Raw genomic sequence first — 15,617 nt, 5'->3', positions numbered from 1 at the left:
TTGAACTTTTAGTGTAGTAGTTAATTGATTAATCATAGTCGTGTTTAAGCACTTAAGAACTCATACCACTTTTGAAGACTATACTCATAAGTGGGCATGACTGTATTCCAAACCGCTATATTGCTAAAGCGTTTTTCATAGCTGCCCCCTGTCCTGTAATCTCCTTTAAAAACAGATACCTTACCATCGGTGCCCTTTAAGTTTTCGGCCGCTGGCTTTCCGTCGTACCAATAATCGTATTCGGTTTTCGATAAAAACTGTTTTGAGCGCTCTGGATTAGAAATGTAATAACCTTGCCGTGCAATAAATGCGCCCGGCCAACCTGACAACCACCAATTCATGTATTCATAAGCGATGTCTTTTGCTCTTCCTTGTGTTTTTGAAGACAAGCACATGACACCATGCCAGCCACGGTATCCTTCCTTTGGTGCAGCATAGGTCACCGGAACATTTTGACCATTGAGACTGGAAACAGCCGGTGAAAACATACTTTCGATCACTACTCGTTTCGATTTCATAAAACGAACCGACTCTGGTACTGATGTCCAAAATCCGCTGAAGTGCCCCCGTTGTTTATACTCAATCAAGATTGAAAACAATTGGTCTAGCTCAGCCTTTGTCAATGAACCGATGTCATTAAAGCGAACCAAGCCTTTCGCCTGTGCAGCAAGCGCCAGATCAAATAAACCAATCGTCGGCGCATTTACGATCGCAACTTGGCCTTCGTATTTCTTGTCTAAAAGCCACCCCCAGCTTTCCGTCTGGTACGGTAAGCCCTTTTCAATGACAGAAGTGTTGTACCCAAATGAATCAACATTGTGAACATAGGGTAAAAAGCTGACCTGCCCCGTCTCATTGCTATTTAGCGAGCGGTCATTTTGCACATGTAGAAGCTTGTAGGGGGCGTCGCCTGCACCAATTTTAGCGACAGATGTGACTTTACCCGTTTTAGTCAGTGAATTAATCTCGTCCCAGCGCTCGATTCTCGATTTTTCGATCGGTTGAATAGCGTTTGATCGCCATAATACATTGATGCTATTTGACCATTGCTCATACAAATCAAAACTTTCAGGTCTGGTTGAAGCCTTTTGTAAAACTGCAGCGCTACCTTTTGGTTCAAAAGTAAGTTCGATCCCTAAGTCTTCCATGGCTTTTGCGCGAAGTTCTTCCTGCAAGGTGACGTGAGTGCCTAAGACACGCAAGACATGTTTTGATTTTTTAATTGCAAAGGCTTTTTGGGATATACTCGTTAATGGAATAGCAGACACAGCCGCCTTGGCTACCGTTTTGAGCATCGAGCGGCGGCTTATTTGCGCGATTTCAGGAGCTGATTTTTTGGACACTTTATCGCCTTCTCTTGTATCAAAATGTCACAAAGTCTTTGTGTCACATTGAATTCCTTAATCGATTTAATGACTAATTTACATTGAATTCAAGTGATTTTTGGAGATTTCAGTGGAAAGTATACTTATGTTTAAGGCGATGGGTTACAGAGAAGAATTTGAGAAGCGCGGTTCAACTTTTTAGTAAGTTAAACCGCTAATCGTTAATCTTGCCAAACTATCTATAGGGTATTAAGCATGGTTTCAGCGTCACTCACTTCAAATTTGCCAGGCTCTTCTACATTCAGCTTTTCAACCACTCCATCTACCACTAGCATGCTGTAGCGAACTGAACGGATACCGCCAAATCCATCGGTATCCATATCTAAACCGACGGATTGCGTGAACTTGCCATTTCCATCAGCCAGCATCACCAGGTGTTCTGCGTTTTGAGCATTTCCCCAAGCATTCATCACAAATGCGTCGTTGACTGACAAACATATAATGGCATCGACACCCTTTTCTTTAAATTTGTCTGCCAACGCGACATATCCTGGTAAGTGCGCCGCAGAACAGGTGGGTGTAAACGCGCCTGGCACCGCAAACAAAACGACTTTTTTACCGGCAAAAAGTGACTCTGTAGTTGGATTACTCATCTCGCCATCGCCTAACAAGCTAAACGTGGCTTCGGGTAATTTACTTCCTACTTCAATCATGTTTTTTTCTCCATTGGATATTATTTGCGCCGTTTGCGCTTATCATTTTTAAATTTAGTATAGCTGAGTTTCGCACAACTCACCTGTAGATATCATTAATGCTGTATATATACATCAAAGCGATGCTTTTTGGATTCAATCGCCATGCTTGGCATTCTGTTTTGTTGATTAGCAATGGGTTCGGCATAACTTGGACGTTTTACCACCACTCTCGCTGATGCTTTTGACAATGCTGTAGTCAGTAGTTGCTCACTATCTTGATCAGCGCCTAATAACAGTTGAAACGCACGCATTTCTTTTTTGACCAAGGCAGACTTTTTCTTGTGTGGAAACATCGGATCGAGATAAATGACATCTGCGCACTTGTCTTTTTGTTGCACGAGATAATCGTGGGCATCTTGATTGACCAGTTTCATATTTGGAATAACTTCATTGTCTTCGCTCGCCACTTTAAGCGCATTATCTAACAAGGCCGCAATAACATTACTGCGTTCTAGCATGGTGACCTGTGCGCCTACACTGGCCATCACAAAGCTATCGTTGCCCATGCCTGCAGTGCAGTCAATCACGGTAGGGTTTGGGTTTGTTTTGATTCCAATTGCTTTTGCAATCGCCTCATTTTTGCCGCCCCCCTTGTCTTTTCGATATAACAAGGCGGCAGAGTCAAAATCAACAATGATATCTCCCCAACTAGGCTCGTGGGTCATTCGTAGTGCAAGGCCTTTCTCGGTGTAAGCAAGTTGCCAAGGAGCCACTTTGTCAGAGGGTGTTAGGTGTTTGTGTTTCTTTCCTTTAGCGCCCAATGTTTTTAAAGGTTTAACTATCGGAAAGCCTGTTTTAGCTGACAGTTGTTGTGCCTGCTCATTTGCAAACATACTGCCTTCGTCTTCAATAATGATAACCACCTTAGTTTGCTGAGAAGCGTGATCAGGCATTGCCATACTCCTCTTTGTAAGCAAGCCATCGTTTTATCAATGCTTGAGATTGCGCAGGATACTCTCGCCATAGGTGTTCTGCCATATTTTTAATCTCAGGAATCAAAACAGCATCGCGCACAAGATCGGCAATTTTCAGGTCAGCAACGCCTGTTTGTTTGGTGCCTAACATTTCACCGGGACCTCTAATCTCTAAATCTTTTTCTGCAATAAAAAAGCCGTCGTTGCTTTCGCGTAGGACATGCAAACGCTTACTGGCTGTTTTAGAAAGCGGACTTTGATACATCAATACACAATGACTTTCAACGCTACCTCTGCCCACGCGCCCCCTTAATTGATGAAGTTGAGCCAAGCCTAGACGCTCTGGGTTTTCGATAATCATCAAACTTGCATTGGGCACGTCAACACCCACTTCAATCACCGTGGTTGCAACCAACAAGTCTAATTCTGCGGCTTTAAATTGGTCCATAATGGCTTGTTTTTCTGCAGGTTTTAAACGCCCATGTACAAGACCGACTTTCAATTCAGGCAAGGCAGTTCTTAAGGCCACTGCTGAGTCTTCAGCCGCCTGACATTGCACGACTTCTGATTCGTCAATTAAGGTGCAAACCCAGTAAATTTGTCGCTTGTTTTCGATAGCGGCTTGTTTTACCCGCATAATCACTTCTTCGCGTCGAGTGTCGGGTAGCACAACGGTTTTGACGGGTGTTCTTCCTGGGGGTAATTCGTCGATAATCGAAGTATCTAAATCAGCATAAGCGGTCATCGCTAGCGTACGCGGTATCGGCGTTGCTGTCATGATAAGTTGGTGCGGGTACTTGCCTTGTGCCTCGCCTTTTTTACGCAGTGCTAGGCGCTGATGAACACCAAAACGGTGTTGCTCATCTACTATCACCAACGCGAGGTTTTTATACGCAACTGCTTCTTGAAAGATAGCATGTGTACCCAACACGATATTGATTTCACCACTCTTAAGCCTTTCAAATGTTTCTGTTCGTGCCTTTCCTTTTAACTTGCCAGCTAACCACCCTACATTGACACCCAATGGCGTCAACCAGTTTGAAAAGTTGACTGCATGTTGCTCTGCCAATAGTTCTGTGGGTGCCATTAACGCAACTTGATAACCTGCACTGATGACTGATAAAGCCGACAAAGCGGCAACTAAGGTTTTGCCGGAGCCAACATCACCTTGAACAAGCCGAAGCATGGGCAATGACTGAGCAATGTCGTCTTCAATTTCTTTAACCACCCGTTGTTGCGCACCTGTAGGCGAGAATGGCAGTGTTTTCAGAAATTTCTGTTTAAACTCATTATCAATTGGAATCGCAATGCCCGGATCGGACTGTGTTTGTGAGCGCACCTTGAGCATGCCTAAATGATGAGCGATTAACTCTTCTACAACCAAGCGCTTTTGTGCTGGGTGTGTACCTTCGCTCAAGTCGTCGATTGCAACGTCAGGCGGCGGTCGATGCACTAGATGTAAGGCATCAGTCAGCGATACCTGATGTTGATAAAGGCCATTAGGCAGCAATTCAACCAATGCGCCTTTATCTAGCAAGGTCAATGCTTGTTCGGTCAGATTGCGAAGGGTCAACTGCTTAACACCGTCGGTAGCAGGATATACCGGCGTAAGTGATTCTTCTAATTGGTCGTCTTCGGGGTTTTCAATGACTTTGTATTCAGGATGCATCATTTCAAATTGGCTAGTGCCCGTGCGGACTTCGCCGAATGCGCGAATTGTTTTGCCGATCGCTAACGACTTAGTCTGTGCGGCTGAAAAATGAAAAAACCTTAGTGTAATACTACCAGTACCATCCGCGATTCGTACTAGTAGCATACGTTTACGACCGTACTTAATGTCTGAACTTAAAATCTCACCTTGCACAGAGACGTGCAAAAAGGCGTGTAAATCCGCAATGGGATAAATACGCGTGCGATCTTCATAGCGATTAGGCAAATGAAAGATGACATCTTGAAGATTGCGCAAGCCAAGTTTTTCTAGTTTTTCTGCAACTTTTGCTCCCACACCTTTGAGCGTGGTAACTGGCGTATCAGCCAATGATTTCATGAATAATTACAAGGTAATAGCGAGATAATAATGTGACTGTAGCAAAGACAAAGCACTTCGACTACTGTTACGAAGGGATACCAGCCCGCGCGAAAGGGATGTAAAGCGCAGGCCGGTAAAGGGACTGGGTACTATTTGACCGATTACGCTTTTGATTTAACTAGTTTAGCGGCGGCTAATACAAGTTCTGCAGATGGTCTTGCACGAAAATCAGGGTTCACGTAGTTGAATTGAACCGTGCCTTTTTCATCCAAGATGAAGATCGCTGGCGCAGGCAAAACAGCGCGTTCACTGGTGTCTGCGGTTAACTCAACGTTCATTCTGTCTTTGTATAACTTGCGAGTGTCGTCTGGCACATAAAACCCGATGCCGAAGCCGCGGATCGCACCTAATGTTTCATCTGATAACAACTGAACTAAAAATTCTGTTTCAAGCTTTTGTTCTTGTAGCTTGCTTGGTGATTCAGGAGAAATAGCCAGTACTTGATAGCCTTCGTCTACTAGTTCTTGCTCAATGCTCTTTAACTCAGCTAACTGTCTAGAGCAATATGGGCACCAACCGCCGCGATAAAAAATCATCACTGTTGGCTTTTGCATTAGCATAGCTTGCAGACTTACCGGTGAGCCATCAGCCGTTTTAAGCGTGACATTTGGTGCACTTGCGCCATTGAGTAGAGGTGTCACATTTTCGGCTTTGTCAGCAATAACAGTGCGATCAAGTGCAAGTGCGTTGAGTGATAAAGTTGCAGTCATTAGTGCTGTCGCAAGCATTAACCATTTTTTCATTTTTGTTCCTTTGAATTATTCAAGTGGGCATCTTTGTGCCGTTAGTATCGATACAAAGCATAAGACCCGAGGAACTTAGTTTTTATTTCAACTGTATTTTAATGAATCCCACCAATCTGTACTTGCTTCAATTTCACCGTGTTCATTAATGTACGGAAATGCGAGATTACGACGAACACAAATCTCATACAGGGCAGGAAAACCGCCTTCAAAGAGCACTTTTTGACATTCGCTTTCATCTAAATTTTGCACCTGGTACATACCCGCAGCCTCGCGTTGACGTTGAGCTTCGTACATGAGGATGGCGGCGGCAACCGACACATTCAACGATTGCACCATGCCGACCATGGGGATCACGACAGCTTGATCAGCAGATGCGATGGCTTGCGGCGTGGCACCTGACTTTTCTTGCCCTAATATAATCGCTGTGGGCTTTGTATAATCAACTTCTCTGAAGTCAATCGCATGCTCGTCTAGGTGGGTGACGAGTACTTGCATGTTTTGAGCTTTTAAATGAGCAGCGGCATCTTCAATCGTTTGGTGATGCTGGGTTTTTACCCATATTTGACTGCCCATCGATGTGCCTTTGCGCAAGGACTCATTTTTTTCCCATACCGCATGAATTTTATGCACACCAACAGCGTCGCAAGAACGAATTACTGCAGATACATTGTGAGGTTTATGGACTTCTTCCATACACACCGTTAGGTCTGGTTGGCGAAGCGAGAGGACAGAGCGAATCTTTTGATATCGCTCATAAGACATTTTTTGATTCATAGTGTTTGAGTCATTGATAGACGCTTAGCGCTAAAATTTTGTAAAAAAACAAACGCTATTCAGGCAAGACCATCACACCGTCGATTTCAATTTGCGCATCTTTAGGTAACTGCGCAACACCAATCGCAGCGCGTGCTGGATAAGGTTGATTGAAATACTGTGCCATGATTTCGTTTACTTTGGCAAAGTGACCAAGGTCAGTTAAGAAGATATTCACTTTGACAAGATGGCTCATATCGCCACCCGCTGCACTGCAAACCGCTTTTAAGTTTTCAAAGACTTGAACAGCTTGCTCTGAAAAGTCCTCTGATACCATTTCCATTGTGGCGGGTACCAATGGGATTTGCCCGGACAAATAAACCGTTGAACCTGCTTTAACGGCTTGGCTGTATGTGCCGATAGCGGCAGGCGCGTTATCCGTTTGGATAATTGATTTTGACATAAGAAACTCTCTGAGTGGTTAGTTTGATTGTTGTTTGTATTGACTGTGTCGAGACACCTTTTGCAACTCAGGCATTGCACGGATTTTTCGCATGATATTGGCAAGATGCACACGGTTTTTGGTGGTCAGCTCGATATCAATAACATAGACATTGCCTTCTCGTTCATCCGTTTGCAGGTTGATGATACTTGAGTCGCTACTTGCGATGGTGCTTGTCAACGCGGCAAGTGTACCTTGATGATTAAATAACTCTAGCCTTAAACTGGCTTTAAAATCACCTTGCGGATCTTCATCCCACTCCATTGGTAACACGCGTTGTGGCTCTTCTTTACTGAGTTTGCGGATATTCGTACAACCCGTTTGATGTATCACGACACCGCGCCCTGGGCTCAATATCGCCACGACTTCATCATCTGGTATCGGGTGACAACATCTAGAGAAGTGCACCAATAAGCCTTCAGTGCCTCTGATCGCCACATGTGATTTTTTATCTGAAATGCCGTCGTTATCGCCCACCAAACGACGCGCGACAATCGCACTTAGCTCATTACCCATACCGATATTACTGAGTAACTCATCAAAACTGCTGTGTTTGGTTTCTTCTACCACTCTCGCAATTTCGCTTTGTGGAATTTCATCAAGTTTTACCGTACCCAAAGCATGTCTAAGCAGACGGTTACCCATGTTGATGGCATCTTCGGATTGCTGACGTTTCAAATAATGGCGAATATTACTGCGTGCGCGAGCGCTTACTACAAAGTTAAGCCAGTTAGCATTTGGCTTCGCGCGGGGCGAAGTGATAATTTCAACGGTCTGCCCGTTTTCTAAAGGTTTGTTTAATGAATAGTTACGTCGTTCTACTCTTGCACCTACACATGTATTTCCTACATCTGAATGCACCGCATAGGCGAAATCGACCGCGGTTGCACCTGTCGGCAATTCAATAATTTTGCCCTTGGGTGAGAACACATAAATTTCATCAGGGAAAAGGTCGGTTTTAACGTTTTCAATGAACTCAACAGAGGTACTTGCGCTTTGTTGTAGCTCTATCAAGGATTGCATCCATTGGTTGGCGCGTGTTTGCGCGGTATTGCCTCGATCATAGTCTTCTTTGTACAACCAGTGCGCAGCAACCCCTTTGTCGGCCATGTGATCCATATCTTCTGTACGAATCTGGACTTCAACAGGTATGCCGTGCGGGCCAACAAGTGAAGTATGCAATGATTGATAACCGTTGCTTCTGGGTATCGCAATATAGTCTTTAAAGCGATTTTCGATGGGTTTGTACAAGCCATGCATTGCGCCCAATACGCGATAGCAGTTATCGACACTTTCGACAATTACTCTAAAGCCATAAATATCCATCACTTCGTTAAACGAAAGCTCTTTGTTTTTCATTTTTCGATAAATAGAGTAAAGATGCTTTTCGCGACCGACAACTCGGCCTTTGACTTGGTGATCTTTGAGCTTTTGAACCAATTCAGTTTGCGTTTTTTCAATCACCTCTTGGCGATTGCCTCGCGCTTGCGTAACAGCGGAGCGAAGTGCTCGATGACGCATCGGGTACATTGCCTGAAAACCTAAGTCTTCAAGTTCGTTTTTGATGTCGTGAATACCTAAGCGGTGTGCAAGTGGAGAATATATTTCGAGGGTTTCTAATGCGATGCGTCTGCGTTTATCAGGACGAAGGGAACCAAGCGTGCGCATATTATGAGTACGATCAGCTAATTTGATCAAAATGACACGAATATCTTTGACCATGGCCATTAGCATTTTTCGGAAGTTTTCTGCTTGAGCTTCTTGTTTGCTACTAAATTGAAGTTTATCGAGTTTACTCACTCCCTCGACTAGCTCCGCTACGACCTCCCCAAAGGCTAGCGATAGATCGTCTTTTGAATAGTGGGTGTCTTCAATGACATCGTGTAATAGCGCAGCCATTAGCGTTTCATAATCTAAGTGCATGTCCGCCAAAATACCCGCCACCGCAACAGGGTGCGTAATGTAGGGATCGCCGCTGGAGCGGGTCTGTCCATCATGCGCGTCATGCGCAAGCACATAGGCAGCTTGCACATAGTCGACTTGCTGCTTTGGCAGATAACTGCTGATTTTGGTTTTTAAGCCTTCAAATAAATACAATTGTGCGCTATTGAATGATTTGTGATGGCTTTAAGAATAAGGCCATTTACTTGGATTTAAAAGACAAAAACGCCGATAAATATCGGCGTTTTTAAGTTTATTTGTTTACAGCTTCAAAAAGCCTAATACCGGTACACTTCACCGTCAACAAATTAAGGTCTTAGTCGTTAGACAAAATGCTTGCAACTGATGCGAATTCAGCAGCTTCTTGCTCGCGTTGGTCTTCCATATCTGTCTGTTCTACCGATTCGGCAGTAACAAAACCTTCTTCAATTTCACGAAGCGCTACAACAGTTGGTTTATCATTGCCCATTTCAACAAAAGACTCTTTACCTTCCGTAGCAAGTTGACGAGCGCGACGCGCAGCCACTAAAACTAAATCAAATCTATTACCTACTTTATCTACAGCATCTTCAACTGTTACTCGTGCCATTAAGTGCTCCGGTTTGTTGTTTATAGTGGGTGATGACTGTATTCATCACATCAAGCTTAAAAAATGACCGCGAAGTATATATCAATCATACAAACGTGGCTAGTACTTTGTTAGGGGCATATCACACGCAATTCAACAATTTACATCGTTTGATGGCGATTGCTGGAAATTGTGCGTTGATTTAAAAAAACCTCAAGGTTTCAAAAGTTCGGACAAAACCGTGTTGTAGCGCATTTCTTGTTTATCGATCGTGACACGCTGCGCCTCAACAACAGAGGAAAGTTGTTGCAGTGCTTCATCAAATTGGTCATTTAAAATGACATAGTCAAACTCATTATAATGTGACATCTCGGATACCGCTTGTGCCATGCGACCTTCTATAACGTCATGCGCATCTTGCCCGCGGTTGATTAAACGCGTCAGCAAAGCATCCTTACTCGGCGGCAAAATGAAAATGCTGTTCGCATCCGGGTTTTGCTTTTTAACCTGCCTAGCGCCCTGCCAATCGATGTCGAGAAATATATCCACTCCCGAACTTAATTTATCTGCAATAGCAGCTTTTGAAGTCCCGTAATAGTTACCAAATACTTCTGCATGTTCGTAAAACGCATCGTTTGCAATCATAGCTTTGAATTCATCGTGGCTAACAAAATAATATTCAACGCCATTGGTCTCGCCAGGCCTAGGCGCACGAGTCGTATGGGATACCGACAATTGAACAGCGTCTGATTGATTAGGGTGAGAGGCTTTATGCTTTTCTATCAAGGCAGAAATAAGACTTGATTTACCGGCCCCAGAAGGCGCTGCAATAATGAATAAATTACCTAGTGGCTTTAACATAATGTGAAATACGCGTTTTATTGGTCTTGGATTCTGGATCAATGGTAGCATATACACAGTATAAATTCGCTAATTGAGGCCGACGAAGTGCAAGACTCTGTTTACCACGAAATAATTGATAATTTGTTTATCGCTATTGAAGAAGCACTTGATGAGTGCGAAGTCGATATCGACTACGAAGGCGCAGGCGGTATATTGACGCTAACCATGCCAAATAAAACGAAAATCATATTAAATAAACAACCACCTCTCCAACAATTATGGGTCGCTACGAAGTTCAATGGCCATCACTTTAATTATACTGATGGAAAGTGGATAGATGAACGCACTGATGCTGAATTTTACGCATTCTTCGATAAAGCAGTGAGTTTGCAAGCTGATCAAGACGTAAAATTGGACATCCAAGGAGTATAGTGTGGAAAACGAGCTACTACCAAGCGTGGAAATCGCTGCTAAAGGTGACCATAAAGCAACTATTATTTGGCTACACGGTTTGGGCGATTCTGGTAATGGATTTGCGCCAATTGCTCCTGAGTTAAAACTTCCAGACGAGTTAGGTGTTAAATTTATCTTTCCGCACGCCCCTATTCGCCCCGTCACCATCAATAACGGCATGGAAATGCGCGCTTGGTATGACATAAAAAGTTTAGACATGGAGTCACGAGCTGATATTGAGGGTGTTATCGAATCTTCTGCAGCGGTTCAAAAACTGATAGAAAACGAAATTGAAGCCGGCATTGATTCAAGAAAAATATTGCTCGCGGGGTTTTCACAGGGTGGCGTTATTGCTTTACATCTTGGTACACGCTTTAATCAACCACTTGCGGGTATCGTCGCGCTTTCAACGTACATGTGTGCACCTGACACATTGCAGTTGCAAAAAAGCGAAGAAAATCAGGATACGCCAGTAATGTTTGCGCATGGTCAGCAAGATGAAGTAGTTCCCTTATTTCTTGGCAATGCTGCTTATCAAGTCATGTTAAACAATGGCTATAATGTCACTTGGAAAGAGTATGTCATGCAACACAATGTGTGCATGCCTGAAGTAAATGATATATCGTCATTCATTCAAGATAAATTAGCACAGTAAGTACTTACATATTTCCAAGGGTAAGCAATACATGTCAAATAGTAACGGCAATATGACTTCTCGACAAACCATCACTATCGCGACGCGAAAGAGCGCGCTTGCAATGTGGCAAGCATATTTTGTACAAGATAAATTGCGTGCACAATTTCCTGAGATAGAGGTCAAACTTCTACCAATGTCGACTCAAGGTGACCGCATATTAGACACACCTTTGGCAAAAATCGGTGGCAAAGGGTTGTTCATTAAAGAACTCGAAATTGCCATGCAAAATGGCGAGGCCGATATTGCTGTTCATTCAATGAAGGATGTACCGGTTGCCTTTCCAGAAGGGTTTGGGTTGCACGCCATCTGCGAACGAGAAAACCCCTTTGATGCCTTTGTCTCAAACAACTTTAATCATATAGATGAATTACCTGTTGGTGCTATTGTTGGCACATCAAGCTTACGCAGACAGTCTCAACTTAAGCGGTATCGACCGGATATAGTGATTAAAGACCTTAGAGGAAACGTTAATACTCGTTTATCTAAACTTGATAACGGCGATTACGATGCCATTATCTTGGCCGCTGCGGGGCTCATCAGATTGGAGATGCACGATCGCATCAAGCATGAGTTATCGCCAGAAGTGTCTCTACCTGCCGTAGGACAAGGCGCAGTGGGCATAGAGTGCCGAAATGATGATAAAGAATTGATAGCCATCATCGCAGCTCTGCAAGATAAACAAACCGCTATTCGAGTCACTGCCGAACGCGCCATGAACGCAAGATTAGAAGGTGGATGCCAAGTACCTATCGGCAGCTTTGCAACCATCGAAGGTGAAGTGTTAACTTTGAATGGACTAGTGGGGAGTGTGGATGGACAAACGATTCTACGCGCAGAGGCGAGCGGGCCAGTTTCGGAGGCTGAAAATCTAGGTGTAAATGTCGCCGAGAGCCTTCTTAATCAAGGAGCTAAAGCGATTCTTGATTCGCTTAGTATGTGAACATGATTTTAGTGCTGCGACCAGAAGGTAAAGCACAAGAGACCGCAGATTTGCTAGCGAACAACGGGTATTCATCGATACCTGTCGCTGCACTTTCAATTAGACCAAACCAACAACAACGTCGCGCATTACATATCGCTTTAGACTTCAACAATTACCGTAATAAACTAAGCACTTTTCCTGATGGCCTAGTCGTCACGAGTACTTATGCCGCATCAGCATTAATCGAAATACTCGAGCAAATGCCCGCAAAGAGCAATGAATTTAAAGAAAGGGTAAGTTCGCTACCCGTATTTTGTGTGGGAAAATCTTGTCAAGCAATGCTAGTTGGGCAGTTTCAAAACATTTATAGCGGCAATACACAAGATTCAGAATCGTTATTGAGGCATCCGCTTTTACAAAGACCGCTTCTAGTCAATAAGCGTTTGTTATTACTCAAAGGCGAACAAGGGCGGGACTTGCTGCCTAATGAGTTGGCAAGCAGAGGCGCTCAATTGAGCACATTCGATCTATACAAGCGCGTGTCGAACACATCCCTAATTGCGACCATAGATTGTGTCAAACTACAAATTGACTGTATTATTGCAACCAGCCAAGAACTTTGTGAGCTACTATTGAATAACCAACCACATGAACAATTACAAGCGATAAAGTGGGTAGTGGTTAGTGAGCGAATCAAACAATACCTAGTCTCCAAAGGGATTAACGATATTTACCTTAGCTCGGGTGCGCAGTCACAAGCGCTACTAGCCTGTGTTAAGCAATTGAAGGAAACCTAGATGTCAGAACAGAGCGATAAAAACGATTTAGACATAAGTACTGAATCACCAGTTTTAAACACTGAAAGCAATCAAGCAAGCTCTAAGAAAACTGGCGCTTTGTGGTTTTTCACTATCGTTAATCTGTTGTTTATGTGCGCGATGGTCGCAGCAGCTTATTGGGTTTATTTGCAGTGGCAAAACATGCAAAGTCAAAAAACCGATAATACCGAAACGTACATCACCCAAATTCAGCAACTCCAAAGCCAAGTCGACAGTGTTAGGCTGGCAGGCGCGAATCGTGAACAGAGCATCCAATCAAATTTGAATAACCTTGTTGAAGAGCTTCTGGAAAATCAGCAAGACATAGATTTACTAGAGAGTAAATTGGCCGACATATCAGGGCGTCGACCCGCAGATTGGCTATTAGCAGAGGCAGATTATTTAGTCCGGATGGCTGGTCGAAAACTATGGCTCGAAAATGACGTCAGAACAGCTATGATGATGCTTAAATCGGCAGATACGCGACTTGAAGATTTAGCAGATCCATCTTTGTTTCCAGTCAGAAAGTTGATTGCACAAGATATACAAACGCTACATCAAGTTAATCCCGTTTCAAATTCATCAATTGCCCTAGCGCTTTCAGGAATGATCCCACAGGTTGAGCAGCTTGCGATTGCTACCTTGCAGATTCCAACAAGAGAGCAAGCCCAGCAAACAACGGAGTTATCAGAGAATGTAAGCGATTGGCGAAGCAATTTATCGAAGACTTGGCAAGCGATTCGCGATGATTTCATTTCAGTTAGTCGCACCGAGCAGGCTATCGAACCCTATCTATCCGACAAGCAACAATGGTTGGTCAAAGAGCAACTAAAGTATGCACTTACTCAGGCTCAAGGCGCTGTATTAGATGATAATGAGACTTTATTCAAAGCATCATTACAGCAAGCAACCGCATTAATTATCGAGTATTACGACTTGTCCAGTGTGTCAGTTGACCAGTTTAGCGCTGCGCTTCAGCAACTGTCGGCTACTTCGATTGCCAAGAATTTTCCCAGTAGACTCGCCTCACAAGACGCATTAAGCGATATTATTGAAAGCCGCGTCGAAAATGTCTTTTCAAACAAGCAAGCAGGTGAACTATGAGAAAGCTTATAGTGCTGTTGCTTCTAATATGCCTGAGCTTGGCGGCGCTCTTATTGGGGCACTCGATGGTCGACCAAAAAGGCTATGTACTGATCTCATTTGGTGAGACTATTATTGAAATGAGTGTTATCAGTGCATTGATTATCCTTACCGTAATACTGGTCGGCTTGCGCATCGCCGAATGGGGTATCAAAGCATTGGCAGTATTTGTCCTTGGATCAAAACGATGGTTTGGTGTGCTTTCTCAGCGCCGTCAAAAGAAAGCGATGTTCGATGCGATCAACTTATTAGCAACAGGCCAGTTAGCTTTAGCCAAAAAGGCAATTGAAAAAACCTTTGGAGGCGAATTTGCCGGCAGTAACTACATACTCGCAGCTGATATTGAACGTCAACTCGATAACGGGAGTAGTGTTACACGTTTGCTAGAAACTGCAAAAACGTATAAAGAGAGCGAGGTTGCCGCCAATATTCAGTTAGTCAATTTAAAGTTATCCAATAAGCAATACCAAGACGCCTTATCGCTTTTAAATGAGCTGCCAAGTAATCTGCCAAAAACGAAACAATTAGGCTCGCTTTGGTTGACAGCACTCGCTGGTGTAGGTCAGTGGGACGATTTTAAAGAAGTACTCTCAAATTATAAGAAACCTTTGGGAGATGATTACATCAAATGGGCACAACAGGCAACGCAAGGCGAGTTTGCGGAAATAGCAAGTAAACAAGGCGCTCATGCACTTACTGAGCGTTGGAATAATTTATCAAGAACCGCCAAGAAAGACATTGCCAATCAATTGGTTTATATCCGTTTGTTAATACAGCAGGGAATGTCCCAAAAGGCAGAGGACGTTATCTTAGAATACTGTGGTAAAAAACCAAAAAGTGAATATTTTACGGTGTTACGACTACTCAACCATAGCTCTGCAACTCGAATCATTTCGCTCGTCGAAACTTGGATTAAGCAAGATGATAAAAACGCGGAACTCTATTCAGTTCTTGCGCATATAGCCTCAAATAGCGGGGACAAAAGGCTAGCAGAAAAGGCTATCTGTAAGGCCCTAGAGATTCGACGTGACCAAGAAGATGCAATACTTTATGCGGGTTTACTTGAAGAAAAAAGAGACTTTGAGCAAGCAGCATTAGTTTACAAGAATGCAGTCTAGTTTAAGGTCCTTATAGTAAAGTACACTGCC

General features: G+C 43.6%; 16 protein-coding genes. 6 read left to right on the top strand and 10 right to left on the bottom strand.

Going from position 1 to position 15,617, the window contains the following annotated elements:
• Positions 1-44: 44 nt before the first annotated feature.
• The 10 genes from KUL10_RS04290 to gmk form a co-directional block, all read right to left on the bottom strand.
• Entirely contained in the window at positions 45-1,295 is a 1,251-nt protein-coding gene (locus tag KUL10_RS04290) for a PotD/PotF family extracellular solute-binding protein (RefSeq protein ID WP_110428016.1), read from the bottom strand.
• A 269-nt stretch (positions 1,296-1,564) separates the two neighbouring features.
• Positions 1,565-2,038, bottom strand: coding sequence for a peroxiredoxin (locus KUL10_RS04285; protein WP_110427678.1), 474 nt, complete (start codon positions 2,036-2,038; stop codon positions 1,565-1,567).
• A 95-nt stretch (positions 2,039-2,133) separates the two neighbouring features.
• Positions 2,134-2,973, bottom strand: coding sequence for a class I SAM-dependent methyltransferase (locus tag KUL10_RS04280; RefSeq protein ID WP_233499699.1), 840 nt, complete (start codon positions 2,971-2,973; stop codon positions 2,134-2,136).
• On the bottom strand, positions 2,966-5,041 hold the full coding sequence (gene recG / locus KUL10_RS04275; RefSeq protein WP_110427676.1) for an ATP-dependent DNA helicase RecG: 2,076 nt from the start codon (positions 5,039-5,041) through the stop codon (positions 2,966-2,968). Before recG ends, KUL10_RS04280 begins: the two co-directional genes overlap by 8 nt.
• 143 nt (positions 5,042-5,184) lie before the next feature.
• Entirely contained in the window at positions 5,185-5,826 is a 642-nt protein-coding gene (locus tag KUL10_RS04270) for a peroxiredoxin-like family protein (RefSeq protein WP_110427675.1), read from the bottom strand.
• 87 nt (positions 5,827-5,913) lie between these two features.
• Positions 5,914-6,591 carry a tRNA (guanosine(18)-2'-O)-methyltransferase TrmH gene (gene trmH / locus KUL10_RS04265; RefSeq protein ID WP_110428015.1) on the bottom strand — a complete coding sequence of 226 codons (678 nt, stop codon included), beginning with the start codon at positions 6,589-6,591 and terminating at the stop codon, positions 5,914-5,916.
• 67 nt (positions 6,592-6,658) lie between these two features.
• Positions 6,659-7,045: a RidA family protein gene (locus KUL10_RS04260; RefSeq protein WP_110427674.1), complete on the bottom strand. Its 387-nt coding sequence runs from the start codon at positions 7,043-7,045 to the stop codon at positions 6,659-6,661.
• Between the two features lie 18 nt (positions 7,046-7,063).
• The gene (gene spoT / locus KUL10_RS04255) at positions 7,064-9,181 is read right to left on the bottom strand and encodes a bifunctional GTP diphosphokinase/guanosine-3',5'-bis pyrophosphate 3'-pyrophosphohydrolase (RefSeq protein ID WP_110427673.1); all 2,118 of its coding nucleotides are present in this window, start codon (positions 9,179-9,181) and stop codon (positions 7,064-7,066) included.
• A 160-nt stretch (positions 9,182-9,341) separates the two neighbouring features.
• The gene (rpoZ, locus tag KUL10_RS04250) at positions 9,342-9,614 is read right to left on the bottom strand and encodes a DNA-directed RNA polymerase subunit omega (RefSeq protein ID WP_110427672.1); all 273 of its coding nucleotides are present in this window, start codon (positions 9,612-9,614) and stop codon (positions 9,342-9,344) included.
• A 192-nt stretch (positions 9,615-9,806) separates the two neighbouring features.
• The gene (gmk, locus tag KUL10_RS04245; RefSeq protein WP_110427671.1) at positions 9,807-10,454 is read right to left on the bottom strand and encodes a guanylate kinase; all 648 of its coding nucleotides are present in this window, start codon (positions 10,452-10,454) and stop codon (positions 9,807-9,809) included.
• Between the two features lie 87 nt (positions 10,455-10,541).
• On the opposite strand from gmk, the gene cyaY reads away from it, so the two are divergent.
• Genes cyaY through KUL10_RS04215 form a run of 6 tightly spaced genes read left to right on the top strand, consistent with a single transcriptional unit; the run spans position 10,542 to position 15,587 of the window.
• Positions 10,542-10,868 carry an iron donor protein CyaY gene (gene cyaY / locus KUL10_RS04240; protein WP_110427670.1) on the top strand — a complete coding sequence of 109 codons (327 nt, stop codon included), beginning with the start codon at positions 10,542-10,544 and terminating at the stop codon, positions 10,866-10,868.
• Position 10,869: 1 nt separating this feature from the next.
• Entirely contained in the window at positions 10,870-11,544 is a 675-nt protein-coding gene (locus KUL10_RS04235; RefSeq protein WP_110427669.1) for an alpha/beta hydrolase, read from the top strand.
• A gap of 31 nt (positions 11,545-11,575) precedes the next feature.
• Entirely contained in the window at positions 11,576-12,526 is a 951-nt protein-coding gene (hemC, locus tag KUL10_RS04230) for a hydroxymethylbilane synthase (RefSeq protein ID WP_110427668.1), read from the top strand.
• A 2-nt stretch (positions 12,527-12,528) separates the two neighbouring features.
• On the top strand, positions 12,529-13,305 hold the full coding sequence (locus KUL10_RS04225) for a uroporphyrinogen-III synthase (protein ID WP_110427667.1): 777 nt from the start codon (positions 12,529-12,531) through the stop codon (positions 13,303-13,305).
• Entirely contained in the window at positions 13,306-14,430 is a 1,125-nt protein-coding gene (locus KUL10_RS04220) for a uroporphyrinogen-III C-methyltransferase (RefSeq protein ID WP_110427666.1), read from the top strand.
• Positions 14,427-15,587, top strand: coding sequence for a heme biosynthesis HemY N-terminal domain-containing protein (locus KUL10_RS04215; protein WP_110427665.1), 1,161 nt, complete (start codon positions 14,427-14,429; stop codon positions 15,585-15,587). The genes KUL10_RS04220 and KUL10_RS04215 overlap by 4 nt, the downstream gene beginning before the upstream one ends.
• Positions 15,588-15,617: the final 30 nt, after the last annotated feature.

This window comes from Glaciecola sp. KUL10 (assembly GCF_003203515.1).
Lineage (GTDB): Bacteria > Pseudomonadota > Gammaproteobacteria > Enterobacterales > Alteromonadaceae > Glaciecola.
The sequence above is the reverse complement of the archived record's forward strand: the minus strand, read 5'-3'. Positions and strand labels throughout refer to the sequence as shown.